Origin of the sequence: Pseudomonas marginalis (assembly GCF_001645105.1) — a bacterium.
GTDB lineage: Bacteria > Pseudomonadota > Gammaproteobacteria > Pseudomonadales > Pseudomonadaceae > Aquipseudomonas > Aquipseudomonas petroselini.
This window is the reverse complement of sequence record NZ_LKEG01000036.1, coordinates 225,282-247,629: the sequence shown is the minus strand read 5'-3', so window position 1 is coordinate 247,629 and position 22,348 is coordinate 225,282. Positions and strand designations below refer to the sequence as shown.

17 protein-coding genes and 1 pseudogene are annotated in these 22,348 nt (G+C 63.3%); 7 read left to right on the top strand and 11 right to left on the bottom strand.

Annotated features, from left to right (window positions below):
• The first annotated feature begins 19 nt into the window (after window positions 1-19).
• Both AO064_RS12715 and AO064_RS30235 read left to right on the top strand, forming a co-directional pair.
• Window positions 20-1,507, top strand: coding sequence for an aldehyde dehydrogenase family protein (locus AO064_RS12715; protein ID WP_064053522.1), 1,488 nt, complete (start codon window positions 20-22; stop codon window positions 1,505-1,507).
• A gap of 99 nt (window positions 1,508-1,606) precedes the next feature.
• Window positions 1,607-1,867 (top strand): annotated as a pseudogene (locus tag AO064_RS30235) (MerR family transcriptional regulator); the annotation flags it as partial.
• A gap of 61 nt (window positions 1,868-1,928) precedes the next feature.
• Here AO064_RS30235 and AO064_RS12705 read toward each other — a convergent pair.
• A complete protein-coding gene (locus AO064_RS12705; RefSeq protein ID WP_064053520.1) occupies window positions 1,929-2,972 on the bottom strand; it encodes an NAD-dependent epimerase/dehydratase family protein in 1,044 nt (347 codons plus the stop codon).
• A 236-nt stretch (window positions 2,973-3,208) separates the two neighbouring features.
• Between AO064_RS12705 and AO064_RS12700 the strand changes: the two genes are divergently transcribed.
• Entirely contained in the window at window positions 3,209-4,270 is a 1,062-nt protein-coding gene (locus AO064_RS12700; RefSeq protein ID WP_064053519.1) for an aromatic ring-hydroxylating oxygenase subunit alpha, read from the top strand.
• A gap of 29 nt (window positions 4,271-4,299) precedes the next feature.
• Entirely contained in the window at window positions 4,300-5,250 is a 951-nt protein-coding gene (locus tag AO064_RS12695) for a PDR/VanB family oxidoreductase (RefSeq protein ID WP_064053518.1), read from the top strand.
• 6 nt (window positions 5,251-5,256) lie between these two features.
• Here the strand turns inward: AO064_RS12695 and AO064_RS12690 are convergent, their stop codons facing one another.
• From AO064_RS12690 to AO064_RS12665, 6 genes are all read right to left on the bottom strand, one after another.
• Complete coding sequence (locus AO064_RS12690; RefSeq protein WP_064053517.1) at window positions 5,257-5,970, bottom strand: GntR family transcriptional regulator; 714 nt, start codon at window positions 5,968-5,970, stop codon at window positions 5,257-5,259.
• Between the two features lie 55 nt (window positions 5,971-6,025).
• Window positions 6,026-7,768: an acyl-CoA dehydrogenase gene (locus AO064_RS12685; RefSeq protein WP_064053516.1), complete on the bottom strand. Its 1,743-nt coding sequence runs from the start codon at window positions 7,766-7,768 to the stop codon at window positions 6,026-6,028.
• A gap of 36 nt (window positions 7,769-7,804) precedes the next feature.
• The gene (locus AO064_RS12680; protein WP_064053515.1) at window positions 7,805-9,046 is read right to left on the bottom strand and encodes a thiolase family protein; all 1,242 of its coding nucleotides are present in this window, start codon (window positions 9,044-9,046) and stop codon (window positions 7,805-7,807) included.
• Window positions 9,043-10,917, bottom strand: a complete 1,875-nt coding sequence (locus AO064_RS12675) for a feruloyl-CoA synthase (protein ID WP_064053642.1) — start codon at window positions 10,915-10,917, stop codon at window positions 9,043-9,045. The genes AO064_RS12680 and AO064_RS12675 overlap by 4 nt, the downstream gene beginning before the upstream one ends.
• A gap of 63 nt (window positions 10,918-10,980) precedes the next feature.
• On the bottom strand, window positions 10,981-12,429 hold the full coding sequence (locus AO064_RS12670) for an aldehyde dehydrogenase (protein WP_012724461.1): 1,449 nt from the start codon (window positions 12,427-12,429) through the stop codon (window positions 10,981-10,983).
• A 76-nt stretch (window positions 12,430-12,505) separates the two neighbouring features.
• Window positions 12,506-13,336: a p-hydroxycinnamoyl CoA hydratase/lyase gene (locus tag AO064_RS12665; protein WP_010567568.1), complete on the bottom strand. Its 831-nt coding sequence runs from the start codon at window positions 13,334-13,336 to the stop codon at window positions 12,506-12,508.
• Between the two features lie 212 nt (window positions 13,337-13,548).
• On the opposite strand from AO064_RS12665, the gene AO064_RS12660 reads away from it, so the two are divergent.
• The gene (locus AO064_RS12660) at window positions 13,549-14,037 is read left to right on the top strand and encodes a MarR family winged helix-turn-helix transcriptional regulator (RefSeq protein ID WP_012724462.1); all 489 of its coding nucleotides are present in this window, start codon (window positions 13,549-13,551) and stop codon (window positions 14,035-14,037) included.
• Between the two features lie 5 nt (window positions 14,038-14,042).
• Here the strand turns inward: AO064_RS12660 and AO064_RS12655 are convergent, their stop codons facing one another.
• Complete coding sequence (locus AO064_RS12655) at window positions 14,043-15,371, bottom strand: OprD family porin (protein WP_064053514.1); 1,329 nt, start codon at window positions 15,369-15,371, stop codon at window positions 14,043-14,045.
• Window positions 15,372-15,679: 308 nt separating this feature from the next.
• Between AO064_RS12655 and mhpT the strand changes: the two genes are divergently transcribed.
• Complete coding sequence (mhpT, locus tag AO064_RS12650) at window positions 15,680-16,888, top strand: 3-(3-hydroxy-phenyl)propionate transporter MhpT (RefSeq protein ID WP_046036121.1); 1,209 nt, start codon at window positions 15,680-15,682, stop codon at window positions 16,886-16,888.
• Here mhpT and AO064_RS12645 read toward each other — a convergent pair.
• From AO064_RS12645 to AO064_RS12635, 3 genes are all read right to left on the bottom strand, one after another.
• Window positions 16,866-17,813, bottom strand: coding sequence for a SphA family protein (locus AO064_RS12645; RefSeq protein ID WP_064053513.1), 948 nt, complete (start codon window positions 17,811-17,813; stop codon window positions 16,866-16,868). The two genes, mhpT and AO064_RS12645, sit on opposite strands and share 23 nt — an antisense overlap.
• Window positions 17,814-17,894: 81 nt before the next feature.
• Complete coding sequence (locus AO064_RS12640) at window positions 17,895-18,662, bottom strand: coniferyl-alcohol dehydrogenase (protein WP_064053512.1); 768 nt, start codon at window positions 18,660-18,662, stop codon at window positions 17,895-17,897.
• 89 nt (window positions 18,663-18,751) lie between these two features.
• Window positions 18,752-20,227, bottom strand: a complete 1,476-nt coding sequence (locus AO064_RS12635) for a benzaldehyde dehydrogenase (RefSeq protein ID WP_064053511.1) — start codon at window positions 20,225-20,227, stop codon at window positions 18,752-18,754.
• A 269-nt stretch (window positions 20,228-20,496) separates the two neighbouring features.
• On the opposite strand from AO064_RS12635, the gene AO064_RS12630 reads away from it, so the two are divergent.
• Window positions 20,497-22,257: a sigma-54-dependent Fis family transcriptional regulator gene (locus tag AO064_RS12630; RefSeq protein WP_064053510.1), complete on the top strand. Its 1,761-nt coding sequence runs from the start codon at window positions 20,497-20,499 to the stop codon at window positions 22,255-22,257.
• Window positions 22,258-22,348 lie beyond the last annotated feature (91 nt).

The window sequence follows — 22,348 nt, the reverse complement described above, 5'->3', positions numbered from 1 at the left end:
CTGCCACCAGGAAACCCCCATGAGCGATATTCCACTGCTGCCCCACGTTGAAGCCTTCCTCAGTCGACACCATGCGCTGTTCATCGACGGCGGCTACGTCCAGAGTCATTCCAGCCAGACAGTAGAGGTGACCAACCCGGCGACCGGCCAGGTCATCGCCCAAGTCGCCGACGCCGACCCGGTCGATATCGATGCGGCCGTGGCCTCGGCGCGGCGCGGCTTCAAGCTGTGGTCACAAGCAGCTCCGGCCACGCGTGGCACCGTGCTGTTCAAACTCGCCGACCTGCTGGAGCAGCATCGCGAAGAACTGGCGCAGATAGAAACCTGCCAATCGGGCAAGATCATCCAGATTGCCCGAGCCTTCGAAGTCGACCAGGCCGCGCATTTCCTGCGTTACTACGCCGGCTGGGCCACCAAGATCAGCGGCCAGACCATCACCCCGTCACTGCCCTCCTTCGCCGGTGAGCGCTATACCGCTTTCACCCTGCGCGAGCCCGTCGGGGTGGTGGTCGGCATCGTGCCGTGGAATTTCTCGACCATGATTGCCATCTGGAAACTCGCCTCGGCGCTGGTGACCGGTTGCAGCATCATCATCAAACCCAGCGAATTTACACCGCTGACCATCCTGCGCATTGCAGAGCTGGCGATTGAAGCCGGTCTTCCCGCCGGGGCGCTGAACGTCTTGACCGGGGGCGGCTCGGTAGGCAAAGGCCTGATCGAACACCCTGGCACCGACAAAGTGTCGTTTACCGGCTCCGTGCCGACCGGGGTTGCGGTGGGCCAGAGTGCCATGGGCGCCGGTCTGACGCGGGCCACCCTTGAGTTGGGCGGGAAAAACTCGGCCGGGTTCCTGCGCGATGTGGCGCTGGATAAGGCTGTCAGCGGCATCATCGAAGCGGGCTTTCTGCACTCCGGGCAAATCTGCGCGGCGGCCGAACGGTTCTTCGTGCATCGCTCGCAGATCGACGCGGTCATGGCCAAACTGGCGCAGCGCTTGAGCGCGCTGAATATTGGCTCGCCCCTGGATGAGCGCACCGAATTCGGCCCGGTCACTCACCGCCAGCATCAACTCAAACTCGGCGAGTTCTTCGCCAAGGCCCGCGCCGAAAACAACACCATCATTCACGGTGGCCACCTGATCGACCGTCCGGGTTGCTACGTCGAGCCGACGATCATCCTCGCCAACAGCGTCAACGACACCTTGCTCAACGAAGAAACATTCGGCCCCATTGCAACCTTCTTCCCCTACGACACTGAAGACGAACTGCTGGCGTTGATGAACAACACGCCCTACGGCTTGAGCGCCAGCCTCTGGACCAACGACCTGGGCAAGGCCCTGCGCATGGTGCCCGCCATCGAAGCCGGCACGGTGTGGGTGAACATGCACACGATGCTGGACCCGGCGGTGCCGTTTGGCGGCAACAAATCCTCGGGCATCGGCCGGGAGTTCGGCAGCGCATTCATTGACGATTACACCGAGCTGAAGTCGGTGATGATTCGCTACTGAGCCCACCTCGATATTTTTCGACTGGCAGGGGGCAGCGGGTGCAGCTCTGGCGATAAAACACCGCTAAAGTGAATGCTGTCTCACATAAGGAATTGACAGATGTTCATTGGACGACTCGCCAAGCTGACCGGCTGCACCCCGAAAGCCATTCGACTGTACGAGCAACTAGGCCTGATCAACGCGCCGGAACGTGAAGGGCGGTATCGCCTCTACAACGCTCACCACCTGGAAATCGTCCACCTCATACGCAAGGCGCAAGTGGCCGGTTTCAAGCTGGCCGAGATGAACCCGCTGATTGCCGCAAAAAACACGTTGAAATCCTTTCCGCTGGCATTGGCCAACCAGGCCGTCGACGACAAGCGCCGGCAGGTCCAGGACAAAATCACCGAACTGCAGGCGCTTGATCTTCACTTGATTGGACTCAAACGCGAGATGAACTCAATGTTTGCGCCTCGTCCTGACGCCGGTCTTGATAAGGTTGATGCGCCTGTCTGTGCAGATAAGCAAACGCTTGCTTCAACGCCACTTCAGGCGGCCGTGGGTTGAAACCCAATTCGTTTTTCGCCTTGGTGATGGTGTATTCCTGCGCCACGTTGTGAAACAGGCGCACCTGGCTCAAAAGCAGCTGAGCGGACTTGCCACCCCATTGCGCCCGGCGCTCCTGGAGCCAGGCCACGCCCAGCAGTAACCAGCGTGGGGCTGAGACAGGCTGGCGATACCCAGGCGCTTGGGTGTTGGCAGCCTCGATCAAATCACTGAGCGGCGACGAACGCTCATTGGCGAGGATATAGCGCTGCCCTGGCCGGCCCTTTTCGGCGGCGAGTATCATCCCGTCGGCCACATCGCGAACATCCACGAAGTTGAAACGAAATCCCGGGTCAAAAGGCATCTGCCGCTGCCGAACGGATTGAAGAAACCCCATGGTATCCGTGAGGTAGCCGGCATTGGGGCCGACCATGGCCGAAGGCAATACCGACACCATGCTCAACCCCAACGCCTCCGCACACTGCCAGGCCGCCTGCTCGGAGAGAATCTTCGATGTGTAGTAGGCGTTTTCGCTTTCCGTATTCCAGTGTGACTCATCCAGCGCCGTACCATCGTGACCGACGGCGGCCACCGAACTGACGTAGACCACACGCCGTACACCTGCACGTGAAGCAGCTTCCAGCACACGTCGCGCGCCCTGGATATTCGGCTCGACAATCTCGGCCTGCGGGTTGCGCGCCCAGTGCCTGAACACGGCAGCCGATTGGAACAGCACCTCTACGCCCTCCAATGCCTTGTCCAGGGCCGCACTGTCCTGCAACTCGGTATACACCAATTCGCAGTCCAGCCCGGCAAAGGGCGTGTGATTACTGAGGTCACGAACGCCGGCTCGAACCCGATAGCCTTGGCTGATCAGCGCGCGCACTAAATTATTACCCAGGTGGCCGTTGGCCCCCGTCACCAGACATAAACCTTTCACAGCAGCTCCTTTTGTCAGCGCGCCAGCGTGGGCGCTTGAAAAAAGGGTACGAGGTGTCCCATGGGACAGAGTCAAGTCATTCAGTGCTCGGAAGATCACCCCAACACTGTGGATCCATTATTTTTAGAATGGCCGATAATCGCCCTATTAATAACCGTAAAAAGATTGACCTATTAACCTTCACGCCATTTAATGGATCCATTAAATAAAAATAATCCATTGCCTGGAGAGTCGTCATGTACCCCAAGAACACGTGGTATGTCGCCTGCACCCCCGATGAAATCGCGCAAAAGCCCCTGGGTCGACAGATCTGCGGCGAAAAAATGGTGTTTTATCGTGGCCAGGAAGGCGCCGTCGTGGCCGTGGAGGACTTCTGCCCCCATCGTGGCGCGCCGCTCTCGCTGGGCTATGTCGACAACGGCAACCTGGTCTGCGGCTATCACGGCCTGGTCATGGGCGGCGACGGCAAGACGGTGGAAATGCCCGGTCAGCGGGTGCGTGGTTTTCCCTGCAACAAGACCTTTGCCGTGGTTGAGCGTTACGGCTTCATCTGGGTGTGGCCCGGCGATCAGAGCCAGGCCGACCCGGCACTGATCCACCACTTGGAATGGGCCGTGAGCGATGAGTGGGCCTATGGCGGCGGGCTGTTTGATATCCAGTGCGATTACCGCCTGATGATCGACAACCTGATGGACCTGACCCACGAAACCTACGTGCATGCCTCCAGCATCGGCCAGAAGGAAATCGACGAAGCGCCGCCCGTCACCACGGTGCAAGGCGATGAAGTCGTCACCGCACGGCACATGGAAAACATCATGGCTCCGCCGTTCTGGCGCATGGCTTTACGCGGCAACAACCTTGCCGATGACGTGCCGGTGGACCGCTGGCAGATCTGCCGCTTCACCCCGCCCAGCCATGTGCTGATCGAAGTCGGCGTGGCCCACGCCGGCAAGGGTGGCTACAACGCCGCTCCCGAACACAAGGCTGCGAGCATCGTGGTCGACTTCATCACCCCGCAAACCGATACCTCGATCTGGTACTTCTGGGGCATGGCGCGCAACTTCAACCCCCACGATGAGGCACTGACCGCAAGCATTCGCGAGGGCCAGGGCAAGATTTTCAGCGAAGACCTGGAGATGCTCGAGCGCCAGCAACAGAACCTGCTGGCTCACCCGGAACGCACCCTGCTCAAGCTGAATATCGATGCGGGCGGTGTGCAGTCGCGCAAGATCCTGGAGCGACTGATTGCCAAGGAACGCGCCCTCGAACCGCAACTGATCACGACCACCACCGCCTGAACAACGCGATAACTCTGCGAGGACTGAACATGATCGATGTGGTGGTGGTATCCCGTAACACCGAAGCCCAGGACATTTGCAGCTATGAACTGGCCAGTGTCGATGGCCAGCCGCTGCCGACCTTCAGTGCTGGTGCGCACATTGACGTGCACCTGCCCGATGGGGTGATCCGGCAATATTCCCTATGCAATCACCCCGAAGAACGTCATCGCTACCTGATCGGCGTGCTCAAGGACCCTGCCTCCCGGGGTGGTTCGCGCAGCTTGCACGAGCAGGTTCACGAGGGCACGCGCCTGGCGATCAGCGAACCACGCAACCTATTTCCCTTGGTCCACGAAGCCCGGCGCAGCCTGCTGTTTGCCGGCGGCATCGGCATCACCCCGATCCTGTGCATGGCCGAACGCCTGGCCCACGCGGGTGCCGACTTCGAACTGCATTACTGCGCCCGCTCCAGTGAGCGTGCGGCGTTTGTGCAGCGGCTCAAGGCGTCGCCGTTTGCCGAGCGGGTGTTCCTGCATTTCGATGAGCAGCCCCACACCGCCCTGAACGCCGCCGAGGTGCTGGCGACCCCGGCCGACGACGTGCACCTGTATGTCTGCGGCCCTGGCGGGTTCATGCAGCATGTGCTCGACAGCGCACGCGCACAGGGCTGGCAGGAAGACTGTCTGCACCGCGAATACTTTAGCGCGACACCGGTGGACAGCCGCCTCGACGGCGGCTTTTCGGTGAAGCTGGGCAGCAGTGGCCAGGTCTTTGAAATCCCCGCCGACAAGACCGTGGTCCAGGTCCTGGAAAGCCATGGCATCGAGATTGCCGTGTCCTGCGAACAGGGGATTTGCGGCACCTGCCTGACCCGTGTGCTGGAGGGCATACCGGAACACCGCGACCTGTTCATGACCGAGCAGGAGCAGGCCCTCAATGACCAGTTCACCCCCTGCTGCTCGCGCTCGAAAACCCCGCTGTTGGTGCTCGATATCTGAGCCCCGTCATGCGCCGGGCAAGATGACCTTCATGCGCGCATCGGCGGTGGCCGAGCTGAAGATCTCGGCATAGCGCAACGTCGCATTGGCGTGCTCGCGCATGATGGCTTCGGCCCGAGCGCCCTGGCGATTGACCAAGGCGTCGAACACCGAATGGTGTTGCATGTGGGCATAGTTGAAGCGCCGGTATTCACGGGCCATGTCGTCGCGATCCACCGCCAACGCGGTCACCGAGGCGAACGGCAAATGATCATTGCGTGCCAGCGCATCGGCGATCGCCGGGTTGTGGCTGCCTTCGACGATGACTTGATGAAAGCGCATGTTCAGGTCGTGATAAACCTCAAGGTCATCCTCGGTCACGTAACCTTTTTCGAACAGTTGATCGCCCTCCACCAGGCAGCGTTCAAGTACCCTGCGCGCCTCGTCAGACAACCCCCGCTCGGCAGTTTGACGCGCCGCCAAGCCCTCGAGCACACCACGCACTTCGACCGCGCCGGCAATGTCGCTGGGGCTGACCGAGCGCACCTGATAGCCGCGCCCGCCGAATGGCACCAGCAGCCCTTCCTGCTCGAGGGTACGGAACGCCATGCGCACGGGCATGCGGGACACGCCGAACAACTGCGCCGTGGGAATCTCCATCAGCCGCTCGCCCGCCGCCAACTCTCCGCTGGCAATCATCTTGCGCAGTGCAACCAGCACCAATTGACCGGGTTTACTCATCCAGGCAACTTCCAGAACACGTGGGCTGCCATAGTACCGCAAGCACTTGGCCGCGTCAGATGAACGCCAGCGCTGCCCGTGCCCCGTCTATGGCGCCCAGGTGCTGCGCCACCCGCGACGGCAGGTAATCGAAAAAGAACCCGGCGCTTTGCAGCTTGGCCGCACGCAACGGGTCATCCTCTGGCAGCGCCCTGGACACCCGTGCGGCACGCGCCCAGGCAAAGGCCAGCAACGCGACGCCACAAAGCTGGAGGAAATCCGGCGCCGCCCGATAGGGGTATTCACTGTCCTCGTGCGCGCGTTCACGTATGGCGCTCACCACACGGGCCAACGCGTCGCACAGGCTACCCAACGCACCGCAGAAGCCTGCGCATTCGACAGACTGTCCGCCCTGCCCGGCCTCGGCGCGAAACGCGTCCAGCAGCAGGCCGAAGGCGCGGCCCTCATCCCCCAGCACCTTGCGCAGCAACAGGTCATTGGCCTGGATCTCATTACTGCCCTCGTAGATCATCGCGATGCGACTGTCACGCAGGGTTTGCTCGATGGCGAACTCGGTGACGTAGCCGTAACCGCCGAACACCTGCAGCGCATGGCTGGCCTGCCGAAAACCCTGTTCGGTGAAAAACGCCTTGATGATGGGCGTCAGCAACGGCGCCAACTGCGCGGCCGACGAGTCCTGGTCATGCTGGGCCTGATCCAGCAGGTGTGCCGCCCAATAGCCGATGGCGCGCATGCCCTCGCTGGTGGTGCGCAGCTCCAGCAAGACGCGGCGCATGGCCGGGTGATAACGGATCGGGTCAGCCGCCTGGGCGACCACCTCTTCCGGCCTCGACGGCGCACGCATCTGCAAGCGTTCGGCGGCGTACTGGCGGGCGTTCTGCCAAGCCGCCTCGACATGCCCCAAGCCTTGCAGGCCGACATGCAGGCGCGCCGAATTCATCATCACGAACATCGCCGCCAGGCCGCGATTGGGCTCGCCGATCAGCCAGCCTTGGGCGGCCTCGAACACCAGGGAGCACGTAGCGCTGCCCTTGATGCCCATCTTGTGTTCAATGCCGTCACACCGCACGCCATTGGGCTGGCCATCGTCCAGCTGCTTGGGCACCAGGAACAGCGAAACGCCACGGCTGCCCGGCGGTGCATCGGGCACGCGCGCGAGCACCAGGTGCAGGATGTTGGCCGTGAGGTCGTGCTCGCCACCGGAGATAAATATTTTGCTGCCGCTCAGGCGATAGCTGCCATCCGCCTGGGGCACGGCGCGGCAGCGCAGCAAGCCGACGTCGCTGCCGGCCTGGGGTTCGGTCAGGCACATGGTGGGCAAGGCCTGGCCGCTGACAATCTCGGGCAAATAGCGCGCCTGCAGCCAGGGGGCGGCGTGGGCCTTGAGGCACAGGTACGCGCCGTGGGCGATGCCGGTGTACATGGCCCAGGCGTGATTGCTGGCGTAGAGCATCTCTTGCAGCGCCGCATCGAGCAGTTGCGGCAAGCCCTGCCCGCCCGCCGCCTCGTCGCACGCCAGCGCCGGCCAGCCAGCCTCGACATAGGCGCGATAGGCCTCGACGAAGCCGTCCGGGGTGCTGACCTGGCCCGCCTGCCACCGGCAGCCCTGGCGATCACCCTGGCTGTTCAACGGCGCCAGCACGCCTTGACTGAAGCGCGCCGCCTCTTCCAGCACCTGGAGCGCGAGCGGCAGGTCCATGGCCTCGAACGCCGGGCTGCGGCGCCACGTGTCGGGTGCCTGCAACCAGTGCTCAAGCACAAACTGCATATCGCGCAAAGGCGCCTCATAGCTCCACATCGGCTCACCTCATCGACTAAAAAGGAATCGTGCGTTTCAAGCGCGATAGGCAGGGTTTTCGATCAACAACGCCATGCCCTGCCCGCCGCCCACACACGCGGCGGCAATCCCGTAGCGCAGGTTGTGCTGGCGTAATTGCCGCGCCAGGGTCATGACCAGGCGCAGGCCGGTGGCGGCCAGCGGATGCCCCAGCGCGAGGGCGCCGCCCTGGACGTTGAGCCGGGCGCTGTCCAGTTCCAATTCCTGAGCCACCGCGAGCACCTGGGCGGCTTGGGCTTCGTTGATCTCGAAACGGCCGATGTCGCCCAGGCTCAACCCGCTGCGTTGCAGCAGCAGGCGAATTGCCGGTGCCGGACCGATGCCCATGAACTCCGGGGCCACCCCCACCACTGCGCTGGCCAGCAGCCGCGCCAGGGGCGCACGCGTGCAGGCCGAGGCGCGCCCCACCAGGGCGGCCGCCGCGCCATCGACCACCGCGCAACTGTTGCCGGCGGTTTGTACACCGTCGGCATGCACGGCCTGCAGACGCGCCAGGGCAGCCAGGTCGGTGGGCCGTGGGTGGCTGTCGGCGCTGACGGCACTGGCGCGGCGTGCCAGGCTGATCCCTCTGGGCTGATAGCCCTCAAGCGCGAACACCTGGTGATCGACCGTGACGATTTCTTCAGCCCAGGCGCCGTCACGTTGTGCCTGCAAGGCGCGCTGATGGCTGTCGCAGGCGTAGCGGTCCACCGCCTCGCGGCTCAGGCCATAACGGCGCGCGAGGTTGTCGGCCGTGGCGATCATGTCCAGGCCCGGCGCCGGGTCGTACAGCGCTTCCCAGAGAAAATCCTTGAACTGCACTTCGCCGCCGAGACGAAAGCCACCCCGGTGGGTGTAGGCGGCAATCGGGTTACGCGACATCGATTCACTGGCCACGCACAGGACCAGTTGCACCTCGTCACGCAGCTGCTCGGCGGCCTGGCGCAACAGCTCGAAACCGGTGGCGCAGATGCGCTGCACCCCCAGCGCGGGCACCGATTGCGCCACGCCGCTGTACAAGCCGATGTGCCGTGGCAGCAAGTAGGCATCGAAGCTGGCCTGGGCCATGGAGCCAGCCAGTACGCTGTCCACCGCCCCAGGCTCGATGCCGGCTCGCGCCAACACTTCGCGGCCCACCTTGATCCCCAAATCGATGGGCGACACCTGGGACAGCGCGCCGCCAAGGTCGATCCACGGGGTGCGCACCGCCTCGAAAATCGCCGCGTCGGCAAACGCCGAATACTGCCCGGCGCCGCTCAAGGCTTGGGTCCGGCGCGCAGGATGGTCGGGTCTTCACCGCGATACAACGCCTCGACCCTCGCCGCGCGCCATTGCAACACCGCACGCTGGTTGATCGAGCCTTTGTCGGTGATTTCCCCACGGTCGATGGACGCCGGCTCATCCAACACAGCAATCCACTCCAAGCGACTGGCATTGCCGGTGGCCTCGCGATTGAGCCGCTGCAGCCAGTCACTAAACCACGCGCGCACCGGCGCGCTGGCCAGCACCTCGGCGTCACTGGCGTCGGTGCTCAAGCCCGCCAGCCGGCGACACTCGTAGAGCCTGGGGAACACCAGGGCCCCCAGGCATTCGCGGTCCGGCGCGGCAATCACCAGGTCCTGTACATAGGGCGAGCCTTCGAGCACCGCACGATTGCGCAGCGGCCCAACGCTGACAAACACGCCTGAGGAGAGCTTGAAGTCCTCGGCAATGCGTCCGTCGAACATCAGCCCCAGTTGCGGTTGCTGCGGGTCGGCGAGCTTGATCGCGTCGCCCGAACAATAGAAACCCAGTTCGTCGAACACCTCGGCGGTCTGCTCGGGCGCCCGCCAGTAACCGGGCATGATGTGCGGCCCGCGAAAGCGTCCCTCGAATTTGCCGTCCAGCGGCACCAGGCGCACCTCGCAGCCCGGTGCGGGTAACCCGATATACCCGGCCATCGACAGCGGCCCGGTGGTAAAGGTGCAGGACGGCGCGGCTTCGGTCATGCCCAGCCCGGCCATCATGCGGATACGTTCACCGCAGTGCCGTTCGGCCACGTGGTCGAGGCGGTCCCAGATACTTTGCGACAGGCCGGCGGCGGCGAAGAAGAACAGTTTCATCCGCGCGAAAAAGCGCTCGCGCAACTCAGCGTCCTGCTCCAGGGCGTTGACCAGTTCTTCCCAGCCCTTGGGCACCGTCAGGTAGGCCGTGGGCGACACGTCCTTGAGGTTGCGCAGGGTCTCGGCAAAGCCCTGGACCGTCGGCTTGCCGTCGTCGAGGTAAAACGTACCGCCGTTGTAGAGCACGATGCCGACGTTGTGGCTGCCGCCGAAGGTGTGGTTCCACGGCAGCCAGTCGACCAGTACCGGCGGTTCCTCACCGAACACCGGGAACGTCTGCAGCAGCATCTGTTGATTGGCGCAGAGCATGCGTTGGGTGGTGACGACCGCTTTGGGCAACTTGGTGGAGCCCGAGGTAAAGAGAAACTTGGCGATGCTGTCGGGGCCGGTGGCCTTGAACGCCGCTTCGGCCTCAGCGCCACCCGGCGTTTGCAGCAGGCTGGCGAAGCTGGCCTGAGTGCGCCCCGGCGCGTGGCCGCGCACGCTGATCAACGGGGTCTCGGCCGGCAATACGGCGTCGATTGCACGTTGGTAAGCAGACGCATCGCTGACGAACACCAAGCCCGGTTGCAGCAGGTTGCACACATGCCGCAGCTTGGCGAAATCCTGGGACAACAATGAATACGCCGGCGACACCGGGCAGTAAGGGATTCCGGCGTACATCGCGCCGAGGGCCACCTGCAGATGCTCGATGTCGTTGCCAGACAGTAATGCCAGCGGTTTGTCCGCCGAGAGGCCGTAACGCAGCAGGCCCTGGGCAATCGCGCGCACGCTGTCGAGCATTTCCCTGTAGCTGACACGACGCCAATCACCACCGGCCTGGCGTGCGGCGATAAATGTTTGCTCGGGCCGCACCTGGGCCCAATGCACCAAACGATCGAGCAAGCGTGCCGGTAATTCACCCAGCGGCTCCAGGGAACGCATGTGCAGCACGCCCTGTTCTTCAGTGACCTGCACCGGCGCGTGGCCGATGGACACCTCGCGGTATCGCGGCGTGGGCTGGGGTTGCGGTCGGAATTCGGAACTCACAAGGATGTCCTCCATCAAGGCGGATCAACGCCGCCTTGTTATTGTTATGTCGCCGCGCCTTGTTCAGATCGGGTAATGCCGCGGCCCGTTCTGCAAGGTGACCCAACGCAATTGCGTAAAGTGTTCAATCGAAGCCTTGCCGCCAAAGCTGCCGTAGCCGCTGGACTTGACCCCGCCAAACGGCATCTGCGCCTCGTCGTGCACGGTCGGGCCGTTGATATGGCAAATGCCCGACTCCACCCGTTGCGCCAGGGCCAGCGCACGCCCGGTGTCGCGACTGAAGATCGCCGCCGACAGGCCGAACTCAGAGTCGTTGGCCAGGCGCAGCAGGGCTTCGTCTCCGTCACCGCGCAGCAGCACCGCCACCGGGCCGAAGGACTCTTCGCGGTACAAACGCATGTGTTCGGTGACGCCATCGATCAGGGTCGGCTGCAGGATGCTGCCTTCCAATTGGCCGCCCACCACCAGCCGTGCACCTTTGGCGAGGGCATCGTCGATCAACGCCTTGATGCGCGTGCCGGCACGGGCGTCCACCAGCGACCCCAGCACTGAATCCGCCGCCTCGGGGTTGCCCGCGCGCAGGGTCGCGACCTTGGCCGCCAGCTTGGCGGTGAACGCATCGGCGACCTTGGCATCGACAATCAAGCGTTCAGTGGACATGCAAATCTGCCCCTGGTTGAAGTAGGCACCAAATGCTGCCGCCGCCACTGCTGCGTCGAGGTCGGCGTCGTCGAGCACCAGCAGCGGCGCCTTGCCGCCCAACTCCAGCAGGGCCGGTTTGAGGTGACGCGCCGAGAGTTCGCCGACAATCCGCCCCACGTGGGTCGAACCCGTGAAGTTGACCCGGCGCACGGCCGGGTTGGCGATCAGCCGCTCGACAATCGCGGCGGCATCCTCTGGGGCATTGCTGATCACGTTGACCACGCCATCGCCCAACCCGGCGTCCTGCAGCACCTGGCCAATCAGGCGGTGCACCGCCGGGCTCAATTCCGAGGCCTTGAGCACCACGGTATTGCCGCAGGCCAGCGGCATGGCGATAGCCCGCGTGGCGAGGATGACCGGGGCATTCCACGGCGCGATGCCCAGCACCACGCCGCAGGGCTGACGCAGGGCCATGGCGAAACTGCCGGGGACATCGGAGGGAATGACGTCGCCGGTGATCTGGGTGGTCATCGACGCGGCTTCGCGGAGCATATTGGCCGCCAGGCGCACGTTGAAGCCGTACCAGTTGGCCATGGCGCCGGTCTCACCGGCCGCAGCGATAAATTCCGCGCTGCGCGCCTGCAATTGCTCGGCCGCCTTGAGCAAACGGGTGCGGCGCTCGTTGGGGGCCAGCGCTGCCCAGGTGGGGAACGCGGCTTGAGCGGCGGCGACGGCGGCGTCGGCATCTTCCAGGGTCGCTGCGGCGACCCGCGAGACGACTTCACCGGTCACCGGGTTGCGGCGCTCGAAGGTTCGACCGTCGCGGGCGGCGCACGACTGGCCGCCGATCAACAGGGGCACGTCCAGCATGGTGATTCCTCTTTATTGTCTTTATCGGGAATACGTTCAAGCGGGGTACAGCGGCGCGGCCAGGCGGCCGCGCCCTTCAGCGTTTATACGCCTGCAGGCCAGGCTTGATGCTCTTGTCGTCGAGGAACTGTTTCATGCCCTGCTCGCGACCGCCTTCGGTGTCGAGCAGGCGCGACTGATCGAGCTTGGCGTAGAGGTAATCCTCGTTCTGCTCCCAGGTCAGTTCGCGGCAGCGCTTGAAGCCATGCTTGGCCGCGCGCAGCACCACCGGGTTTTTCTCGAGCAGGTTGCGCGCCAGTTCGATGGTCACTTCGCGCAGTTGCGCCAGGGGCACGCTTTCGTTGACCAGGCCCATTTCGGCGGCTTTCTGCCCGCCGAAGGTCTTGCCGGTCATGATGTAGTACAGCGATTGGCGATGGCCCACGGTGTCGGCCATGGCTTTGCTCACCAGGTTGCCCGGCGGGATGCCCCAGTTGATTTCCGAGAGGCCGAAGGTGGCTTCGTCGGCGCAGATCGCCAGGTCGCACGCCACCAGTGGGCTGAAGCCGCCGCCGAAGCACCAGCCATTGACCATGGCGATGGTCGGCTTGGCATACATGCGCAGCAGTTTCCATTGCCATTGCGAGGCTTCGCGGCGGATTTTTTCCTGGAGGATCTCCGGCCCGGCATCCACTTCGCGGAAGTATTCCTTGAGGTCCATGCCGGCCGTCCAGGCTTCGCCGGCACCGGTCAGTACCAGTACGCCGGCGGCAGGATCCTGCTCCAGGGTTTCCAGCACGTCGATCATTTCCCGGTTCAGGGTCGGGCTCATGGCGTTGCGTTTTTCCGGACGGTTGAGGATGACCCAGGCGATGCCTTCCTCGATCTCAACCTTGACTGTGGTCCAACGGCCTTCGTAATTGCTCATGGCGGTACGCTCTTGTTCTGGTGTGAAGATGAGTCGAAATTAAACCGCAAATATAGTTATGTCAATTAACTATTAATCTGGATAACCAATATTTTCCCGGTGTAAAACCTGCGTTTTTCTGGTGTTGTGAAACGTCGGCATAGCCAGGGCTCGCCAACCTCGGCAAACTAGATAGCCTTCTTAACCTCCACCTCTTGAGGATTGCACTGTTAATGGCCAAGCCTTCCAACATCGCCGCCCCCAGCCCGGCCCTGCCCGACAACGAGGAGGTGCGGCCGCCGCTGGATTCAGCCCTGGACGATCTGATCGGTTACGCCATGCGCCGCGCCCAGCTCAAGCTGTTCCAGAACCTGATCGGCCGGCTGTCGGACCACGACCTGCGTCCCGCGCAGTTCTCGGCCCTGGCGATCATCGAGCAGAACCCTGGGCTGATGCAGGCCGACCTGGCCCGTGCGCTGGCGATTGAGCCACCCCAGGTGGTGCCCCTGCTGAACAAGCTGGAGAGCCGCGCCCTCGCCGTGCGGGTCCGCTGCAAGCCGGACAAACGCTCCTACGGGATCTTCCTCAGCAAGACCGGTGAAACCCTGCTCAAAGCGCTCAAGGAAATCGCCGCCCAGAGCGACCAGGACGCTACCGCCGCCCTGGACAGCCAGGAACGTGAAGAACTGCTGCGCTTGCTCAAGAAGGTCTATCAGGACTGATCGGCCTACCAGAGCGCCACGGTGTAGAGCACCAGGAAGCGGGTCTGGTTTTCGTCGCGAAAGGCTGCGCCGCTTGGGAAGTCATTGCGGTAGATCGACTTGCGCGCCATGAACCCGACGTTCTTCAGCGGGCCGCTCTGAATCACGTAGCCCAGCTCCATCTGGAACTCGCGCTCCTTGCGATCCTCGGCGTTGAAAGCCGCCAATTCGATGTTGTCGCCGCGCACATAGCGCAGCCGGCTCTTCAGCCCCGGCACACCCGCTGCGGCGAAATCGTAGTCATAGATGGCCTGCCAGGTGCGCTCCTTGGCGTTGAGAAAGTCCGAACTCATGGTCAGCTCGCTCATGCCCATCAACTCGGTGCCGGAAATATAGGGCGTGGCGGTCTCGCCGCTTGAATGCATGTAGCCAAGGCTCACGCGGTGGCCGCCCAGGCGGTAACCAAACAGCGCCGAGAGGTTGCGGTTATCCACGTTCCCGGCCTTGGCACTGCCGTCCTCGCGACTGAAGAAGCTGCGCAGGTCACTGGTGAGCACGCCATCCCCCACCGGCAGGTTATGCAGCAACGCCAGGGTGTCCTGCTGGTAGAGGTCCGCGACCTGCGAGTGATAAACGCGCAGGCTCAGGTCTTTGTTGACCTGGTAGTCACCGCCGACGTAAGCCAGGTGCGAGGTGGTGGCGGTGGCATTGAAACGCCGGTTGGGCGAGGCCACGGTCATGGCCTGGTAGTCCGTGGAGTCGCGCTTGTTGATACGGTCGATATAGCCGGTGTTGAGGGTCAGGCCCTCGATGTCCTTGGAACTCAGGGTGGTGCCGCGAAAGGTCTGCGGCAACAGGCGCGACGGGCTGGCGAAGGCGAACGGCAGGAAGATCGACACGTCACCCGCCTTCACCGTGGTTTGGGCAAACCGCAGCTTGGCGGTCGGGGCCAGGCGCGCGTATTCATCGGCGGCACGCTTGTCGCTGGCCGACACCGGCAACAACTCGGTGCCGCTGCGGTCCGGTGACGAGTCAAGCTTGACCCCCATCAACCCACGCACATCCAGGCCAAAGCCCACTGGGCCTGGGGTGTATCCCGATTCCAGGTTGAGGATGAACGCCTGGGCCCATTCCCGTGCAGCGGTCTTCGCACCGTCGTCCTTGTAGTCACGGTCGAGGTAGTAATTGCGCAGGGTCAAGGTACCGTGGCTGTCGTCGATAAAGCCTGCCGCCCACAGCGGGGTGGTGGGCAGCACGCTCAAGGCCAGCGACGCCAGCAGCAGGCGTGAAAGGTTGTTCGACACACAGGAGACTGACGCAGCCGCAACGGCGTCCTCCATCGGGAGTTCTGGCATGTTCGATGTCCATTTTTTGTTGTTGTTTTTGGGGTGTCACACGCTCGGCCCAGTCGGCTTTGCGAGCCAAGAATGGAAACAGCCGAGGGCGCTCGTCAACTGCAACTGAGCGATAATCGAACATTAATAAAACTATCTATTTTTCAGCTTTATATGGATCTCAATCATAACAACATGTTTTTGATCGATTTATTCTTATTTTTTAAGGGTTTTTATCCGCGATTCATTTTTTAGTTATCTTTGTTATCTTAATCGCCAGCAGCCACTGAAGCTCGCCATCCCCATAAAAACAACAATGAGGTTTGCCCATGGACAGTCCATCGCGTCGTTCGACGCTGACTATTGCGTTGTGCTTTATCGTTGCGCTGATCGAGGGGTTCGATCTGCAAGCCGCCGGCACCGCCGCCGCCGGGTTACGTCAAACGTTCGCCCTGGACCCGAAGATGCTCGGCTGGGTCTTCAGCGTCGGCATCATTGGCCTGCTGCCGGGGGCGTTCTTCGGCGGTTGGGTCGCCGACCGAATCGGGCGTAAGAAAATCCTGGTGATGGCAGTGCTGCTGTTCGGGGTGTTTTCCCTGAGCACCGCGTTTGTCGACAGCTACTCGGGCCTGTTGCTGGTGCGTTTCCTGACCGGCCTGGGGCTGGGCGCGGCACTGCCCAACCTGATCGCCCTGTGCGCCGAAGCGGTCAGTGAGCACAAGCGCGGCACCGCCATCAGCGTGATGTACTGCGGCGTACCGCTGGGTGGCGCCTTGGCTGCCGTGGTAGCGATGTTTTCCAGTGAACACTGGCAAACCACCTTTATCATCGGCGGCCTGGCGCCCTTGCTGGCCGTGCCGTTGATGATCCTGTTGCTGCCTGAATCCAGCGCCTTTCGCCAACAGCGCGACAACACCCCCGGCGCCCGCCCTTCCACGTCCCAGGCGCTGTTCGGCGAGGGTCGCGCGCGCACCACACTGGCGTTGTGGCTCAGCTACTTCTTCACCCTGACCGTGATGTACATGCTGCTCAACTGGCTGCCGTCGCTGTTGCTGGAACAAGGCTTCAGCAAACCCCAGGCGGGCATGGTGCAGATGCTCTTCAATATCGGCGGCGCTCTGGGTTCACTGCTTGGCGGCGTGCTGCTGGACCGCTGCAATGCCGTCAAAGTGGTGTTGTGCGTGTACGCCGGGTTGCTGGCGGCCCTCGCGGGCGTCGGACTCTCAGTGGGCATCGTGCCCATGGCGATTGCCGGCTTTGCCGCCGGCTTGTTCGTCATGGCCGCGCAGTTGGTGCTGTACGCGTCGGCACCGCCCTCCTACCCCACCTCGGTACGCGCTACCGGCGTCGGTGCCGCGGTAGCCGTCGGCCGCCTGGGTTCGGTGGCCGGGCCGCTGGCGGCCGGCCAACTGCTCGCAGCCGGCGCCGGCACCGCGGGGGTCCTACTGGCGACCTCCCCCGGGGTAGTGATTGCCGCGCTGACCATCATCAGCGTGATGGTGCGGGCCGCGCCACCTAGAACTTGTGCAGCCAATTGAGCACCAGTTTGTTGCCCTGAGTGCGGTTCTCAGCCTGCTGCTCGAAGTAGGCGTTCACCGACAGCACGTTTTCCTTGTTGAAGGCATAGACCAGGCCTGGGCCCATGGCCCAGACCTTTTCCCGCCGCCCACTCACGTCGTGCCCATCGACCTGGGTGTCGGTGATCTGCTTCAACCAGTAGCCATTCACCCCCACGCTCAGTTGTTGGTTCAAGGCATATTGCAGCGTCAGGTTGGCATGCAAGGCCTGGCCGGCCTGGGTATCGGAAACATCCCCAAAGCCTGCCTGTGGATCATCGTTCTTGCCGTTCCACAGGTACATGAAACGCCCGCTCGCCGACCATTTCGGGTTGAACCAGTACGTCGCCGCATAATACGGGTTGAATGACCAGAAGTTGCTGCCAGGGTTGATCGAACGATTGCGGTTATAAGCCCCCACCGGCACCGACACATCGGCCTCGACGCGCTGGGTCAACAGCGGGCTGCCATCGGCCCGGCTCAGGGTCGGCAGTTGCAGGAAGGCGCCAAGCGTCACGTCGCCGAAGCCTTCACGAGCACTCAACGCGGCGTTATGCAAACCATCATCGACATCCACATGGGCCAGCGAGGTGTTGATCAAGGTGAAGCCGGGCATGGCGCCATTGGCCAAAGGTTGACCGAGGTAGATGATCTGCGTGGTCGGCGCCACCACTTCCAGATCCTGTTTGGGCAACGCCAGCTTGTGGCCGTTGGCGTCGTTGAAACGGCTGGCGCGGGAGTACGTCAGGTACTCCTCCAGGTACCAGCCAGGGCCGGCCGGTGCCGGTGAGCCGTCGTAGAAACTGGTGCTGCCCAGGTTGAGTCCGGGCAAATCGTAAGCGTGTGCAGTCGATGACAGTGCGACAAAGGTCATGGCCGCAACTGTCCGCAAGATAGGCTTGAGCATCTTGTGTGTCCTGTATTTTTGTTGTTGTTCAAGACCCCCAGCACGGTGGATCCGCACCGGGGTTTACCGCGGTTGCAGGCCCTAAACGTAGGTGGCGGCCAACCCACCGTCCACCGGCAGATTGACCCCGTTGACCCAGCGTGCGGCGTCCGAGCAGAGGAAGGCGATCACCGCCGCCACCTCATCGGCCAGGGCTGGACGGGTCATGCGCTGGCTGTCCTCGGCCACCCGCTCCGGCCCGAGCAGGCTGACAAAGTCGCCCAGGATCGGGGTAAACACCGGCCCCGGCGCAACGCAGTTGATGCGCACCGAGTGATCGCGAAACCAGCCTTGGGCTTGCTGGAAGCTCCACACAATCAGCGCTTCCTTGAAGTACTGATAGCAGGTGGCCTGCGCCACCGGATTGGCCGCCAGCCACTGCTGCCCTGCCGCGAAGTCTTGCGTGGCGGCCAGGGCCTTGTGCAGTTCAAGCCGTTGCAGCCATTGCGCGCCGAGCACCGACGCGACATTGACGATGCTGCCGCCCGCCGGCATGCGGGGCAGCAGCGCTTGCGTAAGATGCCGCAGCCCCAGGTAATTGACCTCGGCCACCGTCTGCGCGGGTGCCGTACCGGGCACGCCGGCAATGTTGCACAGCCCGTCGACCCGTGCCGGCAGGCGCGCCACCAAGGCATCGATGCTGGCAGGGTCACCCAAGTCCGCCTGGAAGAATCCGTCCAGGGTCAATTGCGGTTCATGGCGATCAACGCCGATCACCGTGGCGCCCTGGAAACGCGCAAGCCGCGCCAATTCGGCGCCAATGCCGGAGGCGACACCGGTGACAACCAGGGTTTTGTTATGCAGGTTCATGTTCAAGCCCTCTTGTTTTTGTATAGGCATGGGTGGAGCAAACCGATGAGCCAGGGCTCAGTACGGCCACGACTCAGTACGGCCGAAACTCAGAACGGATAGACAGGCGGCGTGTTTTTCACCGTAACCCACTGCCACTGGCTGTACTCGTCCCAGTCGGCCGGCCCGCCGACGCTGCCGCCGTTGCCGGAAGCGCCGCGCCCGCCGAAGGGGTTGATGCATTCGTCGGCCACGGTCTGGTCGTTGATGTGCAACAGGCCGCAATTCAGCCGCTCGCCGATCGCCATGGCGCGCCCGACGGACGGCGAGATGATCGCGGCCGAGAGTCCATACTCCGTGCGGTTGGCCAGCTCGATGGCCTCCTCGTCGGTGGCAAAACTGACCACGCTGGCCACCGGGCCGAACACTTCGTCCTCAAAGGCGCGCATGCCCGGCCGTACGCCACTGAGCACGGTGGGCTGGTAGAACAACTGGTCATATTCGCCGCCAGCCTCCAACCGTGCGCCTGCTTGCAGGCTGTCGCTGACGATCTCGTGCACGCGCTGCAATTGCCGTGGGTTGATCAACGGGCCGAGCGCTGCTTCACCCCGGGCGGCATTGCCCACGGTGAGCGCCCGGGCCTTGTCCACCAGCTTGCGCGTGAGACGTTCGGCGATGGATTCATGGGCAAGAATCAAGCCGGTCGCCATGCAGATTTGCCCCTGGTGCAGCCAGGCGCCCCAGGCCGCATTGCTTGCCGCCAGGTCGAGGTCGGCGTCGTCGAGAATGATCAACGGGTTTTTGCCACCCAGTTCCAGCGCGACTTTTTTCAAGTGGCGCCCGGCCACCTCGGCGACTTTGCGCCCTGCCGACGTGGAGCCGGTAAAGGTGATCATCTGCACATTCGGGTCACGGCACAACGCTTCACCGACCGGCGCAGCACCGGGCAACACGTGCAGCAGGCCCTTGGGCAGGCCCGCTTCCTCGAACAGCCGGGCGATCAGAAAACCGCCGCTGACAGGGGTCTGCGGGTCGGGCTTGAGTACCACCGCATTGCCCGCCGCCAAGGCTGGCGCCACCGAACGCAGCGACAGCACCAGGGGGAAATTGAACGGTGAAATCACCCCGACCACACCATGGGGCTGGCGCCGCGCATAGGACAGGCGCCCGGCCGCACTGGGCAGCACCAGCCCGTGAGGCTGGGACAACAGGCCCGCCGCCTGGTGCAGCAGCACGATCGCCTCGCGCACTTCGTGCTCACCTTTGAACAGCGCGCCCCCGGTTTCGCGGGCGACATACAGCGCCAGTTCGGCGAAGCACTGCTGAGCCAGGTCCGCCGCCTTGCGAAACACGGCGGCGCGTTCGCGTGGGCCGAGTGCGGCCCATGCCGGTTGGGCCAGGGCCGCGCTGCGACTGGCGACGGCGATGTCGGCCGCGTTGGCCATGGCGCACCGCATCAAGGGCTCGCCGGTGGCAGGTTCGATCACAGGCATCACGGACCCCGAGGCGGGTATCCAATCGCCGTTGAACAGGCATTCGGACTCAAGGGCCCGCTGTAACAGGTGGGTGGTTTCAGACACTGACATGGCAACTCCCGGTTCTTGTAATTGTCATCGCCTGCACATAGGCAAACGCCGCATCAGGTCTTGAGCAAAGGCTGTGCCGCTTGCACGCGGCGACGCTGACATAAATCGGCGAGGGCTCTATGCCGGGGCCCGCCACGTACCACTCAACCATCAGGTGTCGGTCCGTGGCAAAAACCACGGCCTCGCCACTTGTTCAATTGATAAGGTTATGTTTAATAACTATCTGAGCAGTTACTCAAATCGTTCATTCGCTTTGCAGGGGCATAACAATGACTAATCCCCACAGCGCGCTGCCCGATGATCGGGTGGCCACCGCGCCCTATCATCCACGGGGCGACAGCCGCCAACTCAGCGACAGCAGCTCGCCGACGCCTGGAGAGCTGGCCGACTGCCTATTCTTTTCCCCAGAAGACGGGCGTATCTGGCTCAACGACCAACGCATGATGTTGCTGCACAGTTCCTCGTTCGGCGCCCTGCGCGGGGAAGTCATCGAGCGCCTGGGGCTGGAGCAGGCGCGCGGCCTGTTCACCCGCACCGGTTACGCCTCCGGCGCGCGGGATGCGCGGCTGATACGCGAGCGCTGGCCACAGGCCGATGCCGCCGCGGTGTTTCGCGCCGGGACCCACCTGCACACCCTGGAAGGCATGACCAAGGTCGAACCGCTGCATTTCAAGTTCGATGCCGACTCGGGGTTCTACGAAGGCGAGTTTCTCTGGCACCACTCCTGCGAAGCCGATGAGCACGTGAGCGCCTATGGCATCGGCCAGGACCCGGTGTGCTGGACTGAAACCGGTTATGCCATCGGGTTTGTCAGCGGCCTCTTCGGGCAAATGGTGATTTTCCGCGAAGTGGAATGCCGGGGCATGGGCCATCGATGCTGCCGGGTGGTCGGCAAGACGGCCGAACAATGGGGTGACGTCGAGCAAGACCTGCGCTACCTGAACGTGTCCCAGGCCGTCACCGGCCCCGCCCCCTCCACCACTCCCGACCACCCACTGAACCACGGCGCCTGGGTCAACCCGCCGCAAGCGCTGGTGGGCGCCAGCGCGGCGTTCAACGCCGCAACGCAAGCCCTGCAACGCGTTGCGCTGACCCCGGCGACGGTGCTGATCAGCGGTGAATCCGGGGTGGGCAAGGAGATGTTTGCGCGCCAATTGCACCAGCTCAGTCACCGGCACGAGCGCCCGTTTGTGGCGCTCAATTGCGCCGCCATCCCGGACAACCTGATCGAAGCCGAACTATTCGGCGTCGAGCGCGGCGCGTATACCGGCGCCACGCACTCGCGCCCCGGGCGTTTCGAGCGGGCCCAGGGCGGGACGCTGTTCCTCGACGAAATCACCAGCCTCAGCCTGGCAGGGCAAAGCAAATTGCTGCGTGCCTTGCAGGAACGCGAAATCGAACGGGTCGGCGGCGTGCGTGGGATCAAGGTGGATGTGCGGGTGGTGGCCGCCACCAATATTGATCTGCGCAAAGCCGTGGCTGACGGTACGTTTCGTGAAGACTTGTTCTACCGGTTGAATGTCTACCCCATCGCCCTGCCGCCCCTGCGTGAGCGCCGAGATGATATTCCGTTGCTGATCAACGCCTTCCTCACGCGCTTCTGCCAGGAATACGCCCGAACCCCGGCGGGCCTGACCATGCGCGCCCTGAAGGTACTGTTGCGCTACGACTTTGCGGGCAATGTGCGCGAGCTGCAAAACCTGATCGAACGCGGCCTGATTGCCAGCGACGAAGGCCAAGCCATTGACTTGGTGCATCTGTTTCGCAACGAACCCCTGCCGACGGATCCCTATGGCCTGGACGACCATGGCAGCCTGTCCAACACGGGACTGCAAGCCCCCCGCCCCGCACTGCTGGACACCCTTGGCCAGTTGGACCAGGGCTTTTCCATTGATGGCCTGGAGTCGCGCCTGATCAATGAGGCGCTGCAACACAACGCCGGCAACCTCGCGGCCGCCGCCCGGCTCGTGGGCCTCAGCCGTGCGCAATTTGCCTACCGGCTGAAGAAGCATCAGCGGCAAACCCCGTGATTGGAAATGAGTGCTTTAAAAGCTTTACCCAATTAAGTATTTTGCAGAGGTACCGGGCTACAAACGCCCCTTTTTCCTACTCGTGACAAGG

What these genes read in the sequence shown, in the direction of transcription:
- AO064_RS12655 (WP_064053514.1), bottom strand. Translation starts at nt 15,371, where the DNA reads ATGCCAGAACTCCCGATGGAGGACGCCGTTGCGGCTGCGTCAGTCTCC.
- AO064_RS12660 (WP_012724462.1), top strand. Translation starts at nt 13,549, where the DNA reads ATGGCCAAGCCTTCCAACATCGCCGCCCCCAGCCCGGCCCTGCCCGAC.
- AO064_RS12715 (WP_064053522.1), top strand. Translation starts at nt 20, where the DNA reads ATGAGCGATATTCCACTGCTGCCCCACGTTGAAGCCTTCCTCAGTCGA.
- AO064_RS12670 (WP_012724461.1), bottom strand. Translation starts at nt 12,429, where the DNA reads ATGCTGGACGTGCCCCTGTTGATCGGCGGCCAGTCGTGCGCCGCCCGC.
- AO064_RS12645 (WP_064053513.1), bottom strand. Translation starts at nt 17,813, where the DNA reads ATGCTCAAGCCTATCTTGCGGACAGTTGCGGCCATGACCTTTGTCGCA.
- AO064_RS12635 (WP_064053511.1), bottom strand. Translation starts at nt 20,227, where the DNA reads ATGTCAGTGTCTGAAACCACCCACCTGTTACAGCGGGCCCTTGAGTCC.
- AO064_RS12665 (WP_010567568.1), bottom strand. Translation starts at nt 13,336, where the DNA reads ATGAGCAATTACGAAGGCCGTTGGACCACAGTCAAGGTTGAGATCGAG.
- mhpT (WP_046036121.1), top strand. Translation starts at nt 15,680, where the DNA reads ATGGACAGTCCATCGCGTCGTTCGACGCTGACTATTGCGTTGTGCTTT.
- AO064_RS12685 (WP_064053516.1), bottom strand. Translation starts at nt 7,768, where the DNA reads ATGTGGAGCTATGAGGCGCCTTTGCGCGATATGCAGTTTGTGCTTGAG.
- AO064_RS12630 (WP_064053510.1), top strand. Translation starts at nt 20,497, where the DNA reads ATGACTAATCCCCACAGCGCGCTGCCCGATGATCGGGTGGCCACCGCG.
- AO064_RS12690 (WP_064053517.1), bottom strand. Translation starts at nt 5,970, where the DNA reads ATGAGTAAACCCGGTCAATTGGTGCTGGTTGCACTGCGCAAGATGATT.
- AO064_RS12640 (WP_064053512.1), bottom strand. Translation starts at nt 18,662, where the DNA reads ATGAACCTGCATAACAAAACCCTGGTTGTCACCGGTGTCGCCTCCGGC.
- AO064_RS12700 (WP_064053519.1), top strand. Translation starts at nt 3,209, where the DNA reads ATGTACCCCAAGAACACGTGGTATGTCGCCTGCACCCCCGATGAAATC.
- AO064_RS12695 (WP_064053518.1), top strand. Translation starts at nt 4,300, where the DNA reads ATGATCGATGTGGTGGTGGTATCCCGTAACACCGAAGCCCAGGACATT.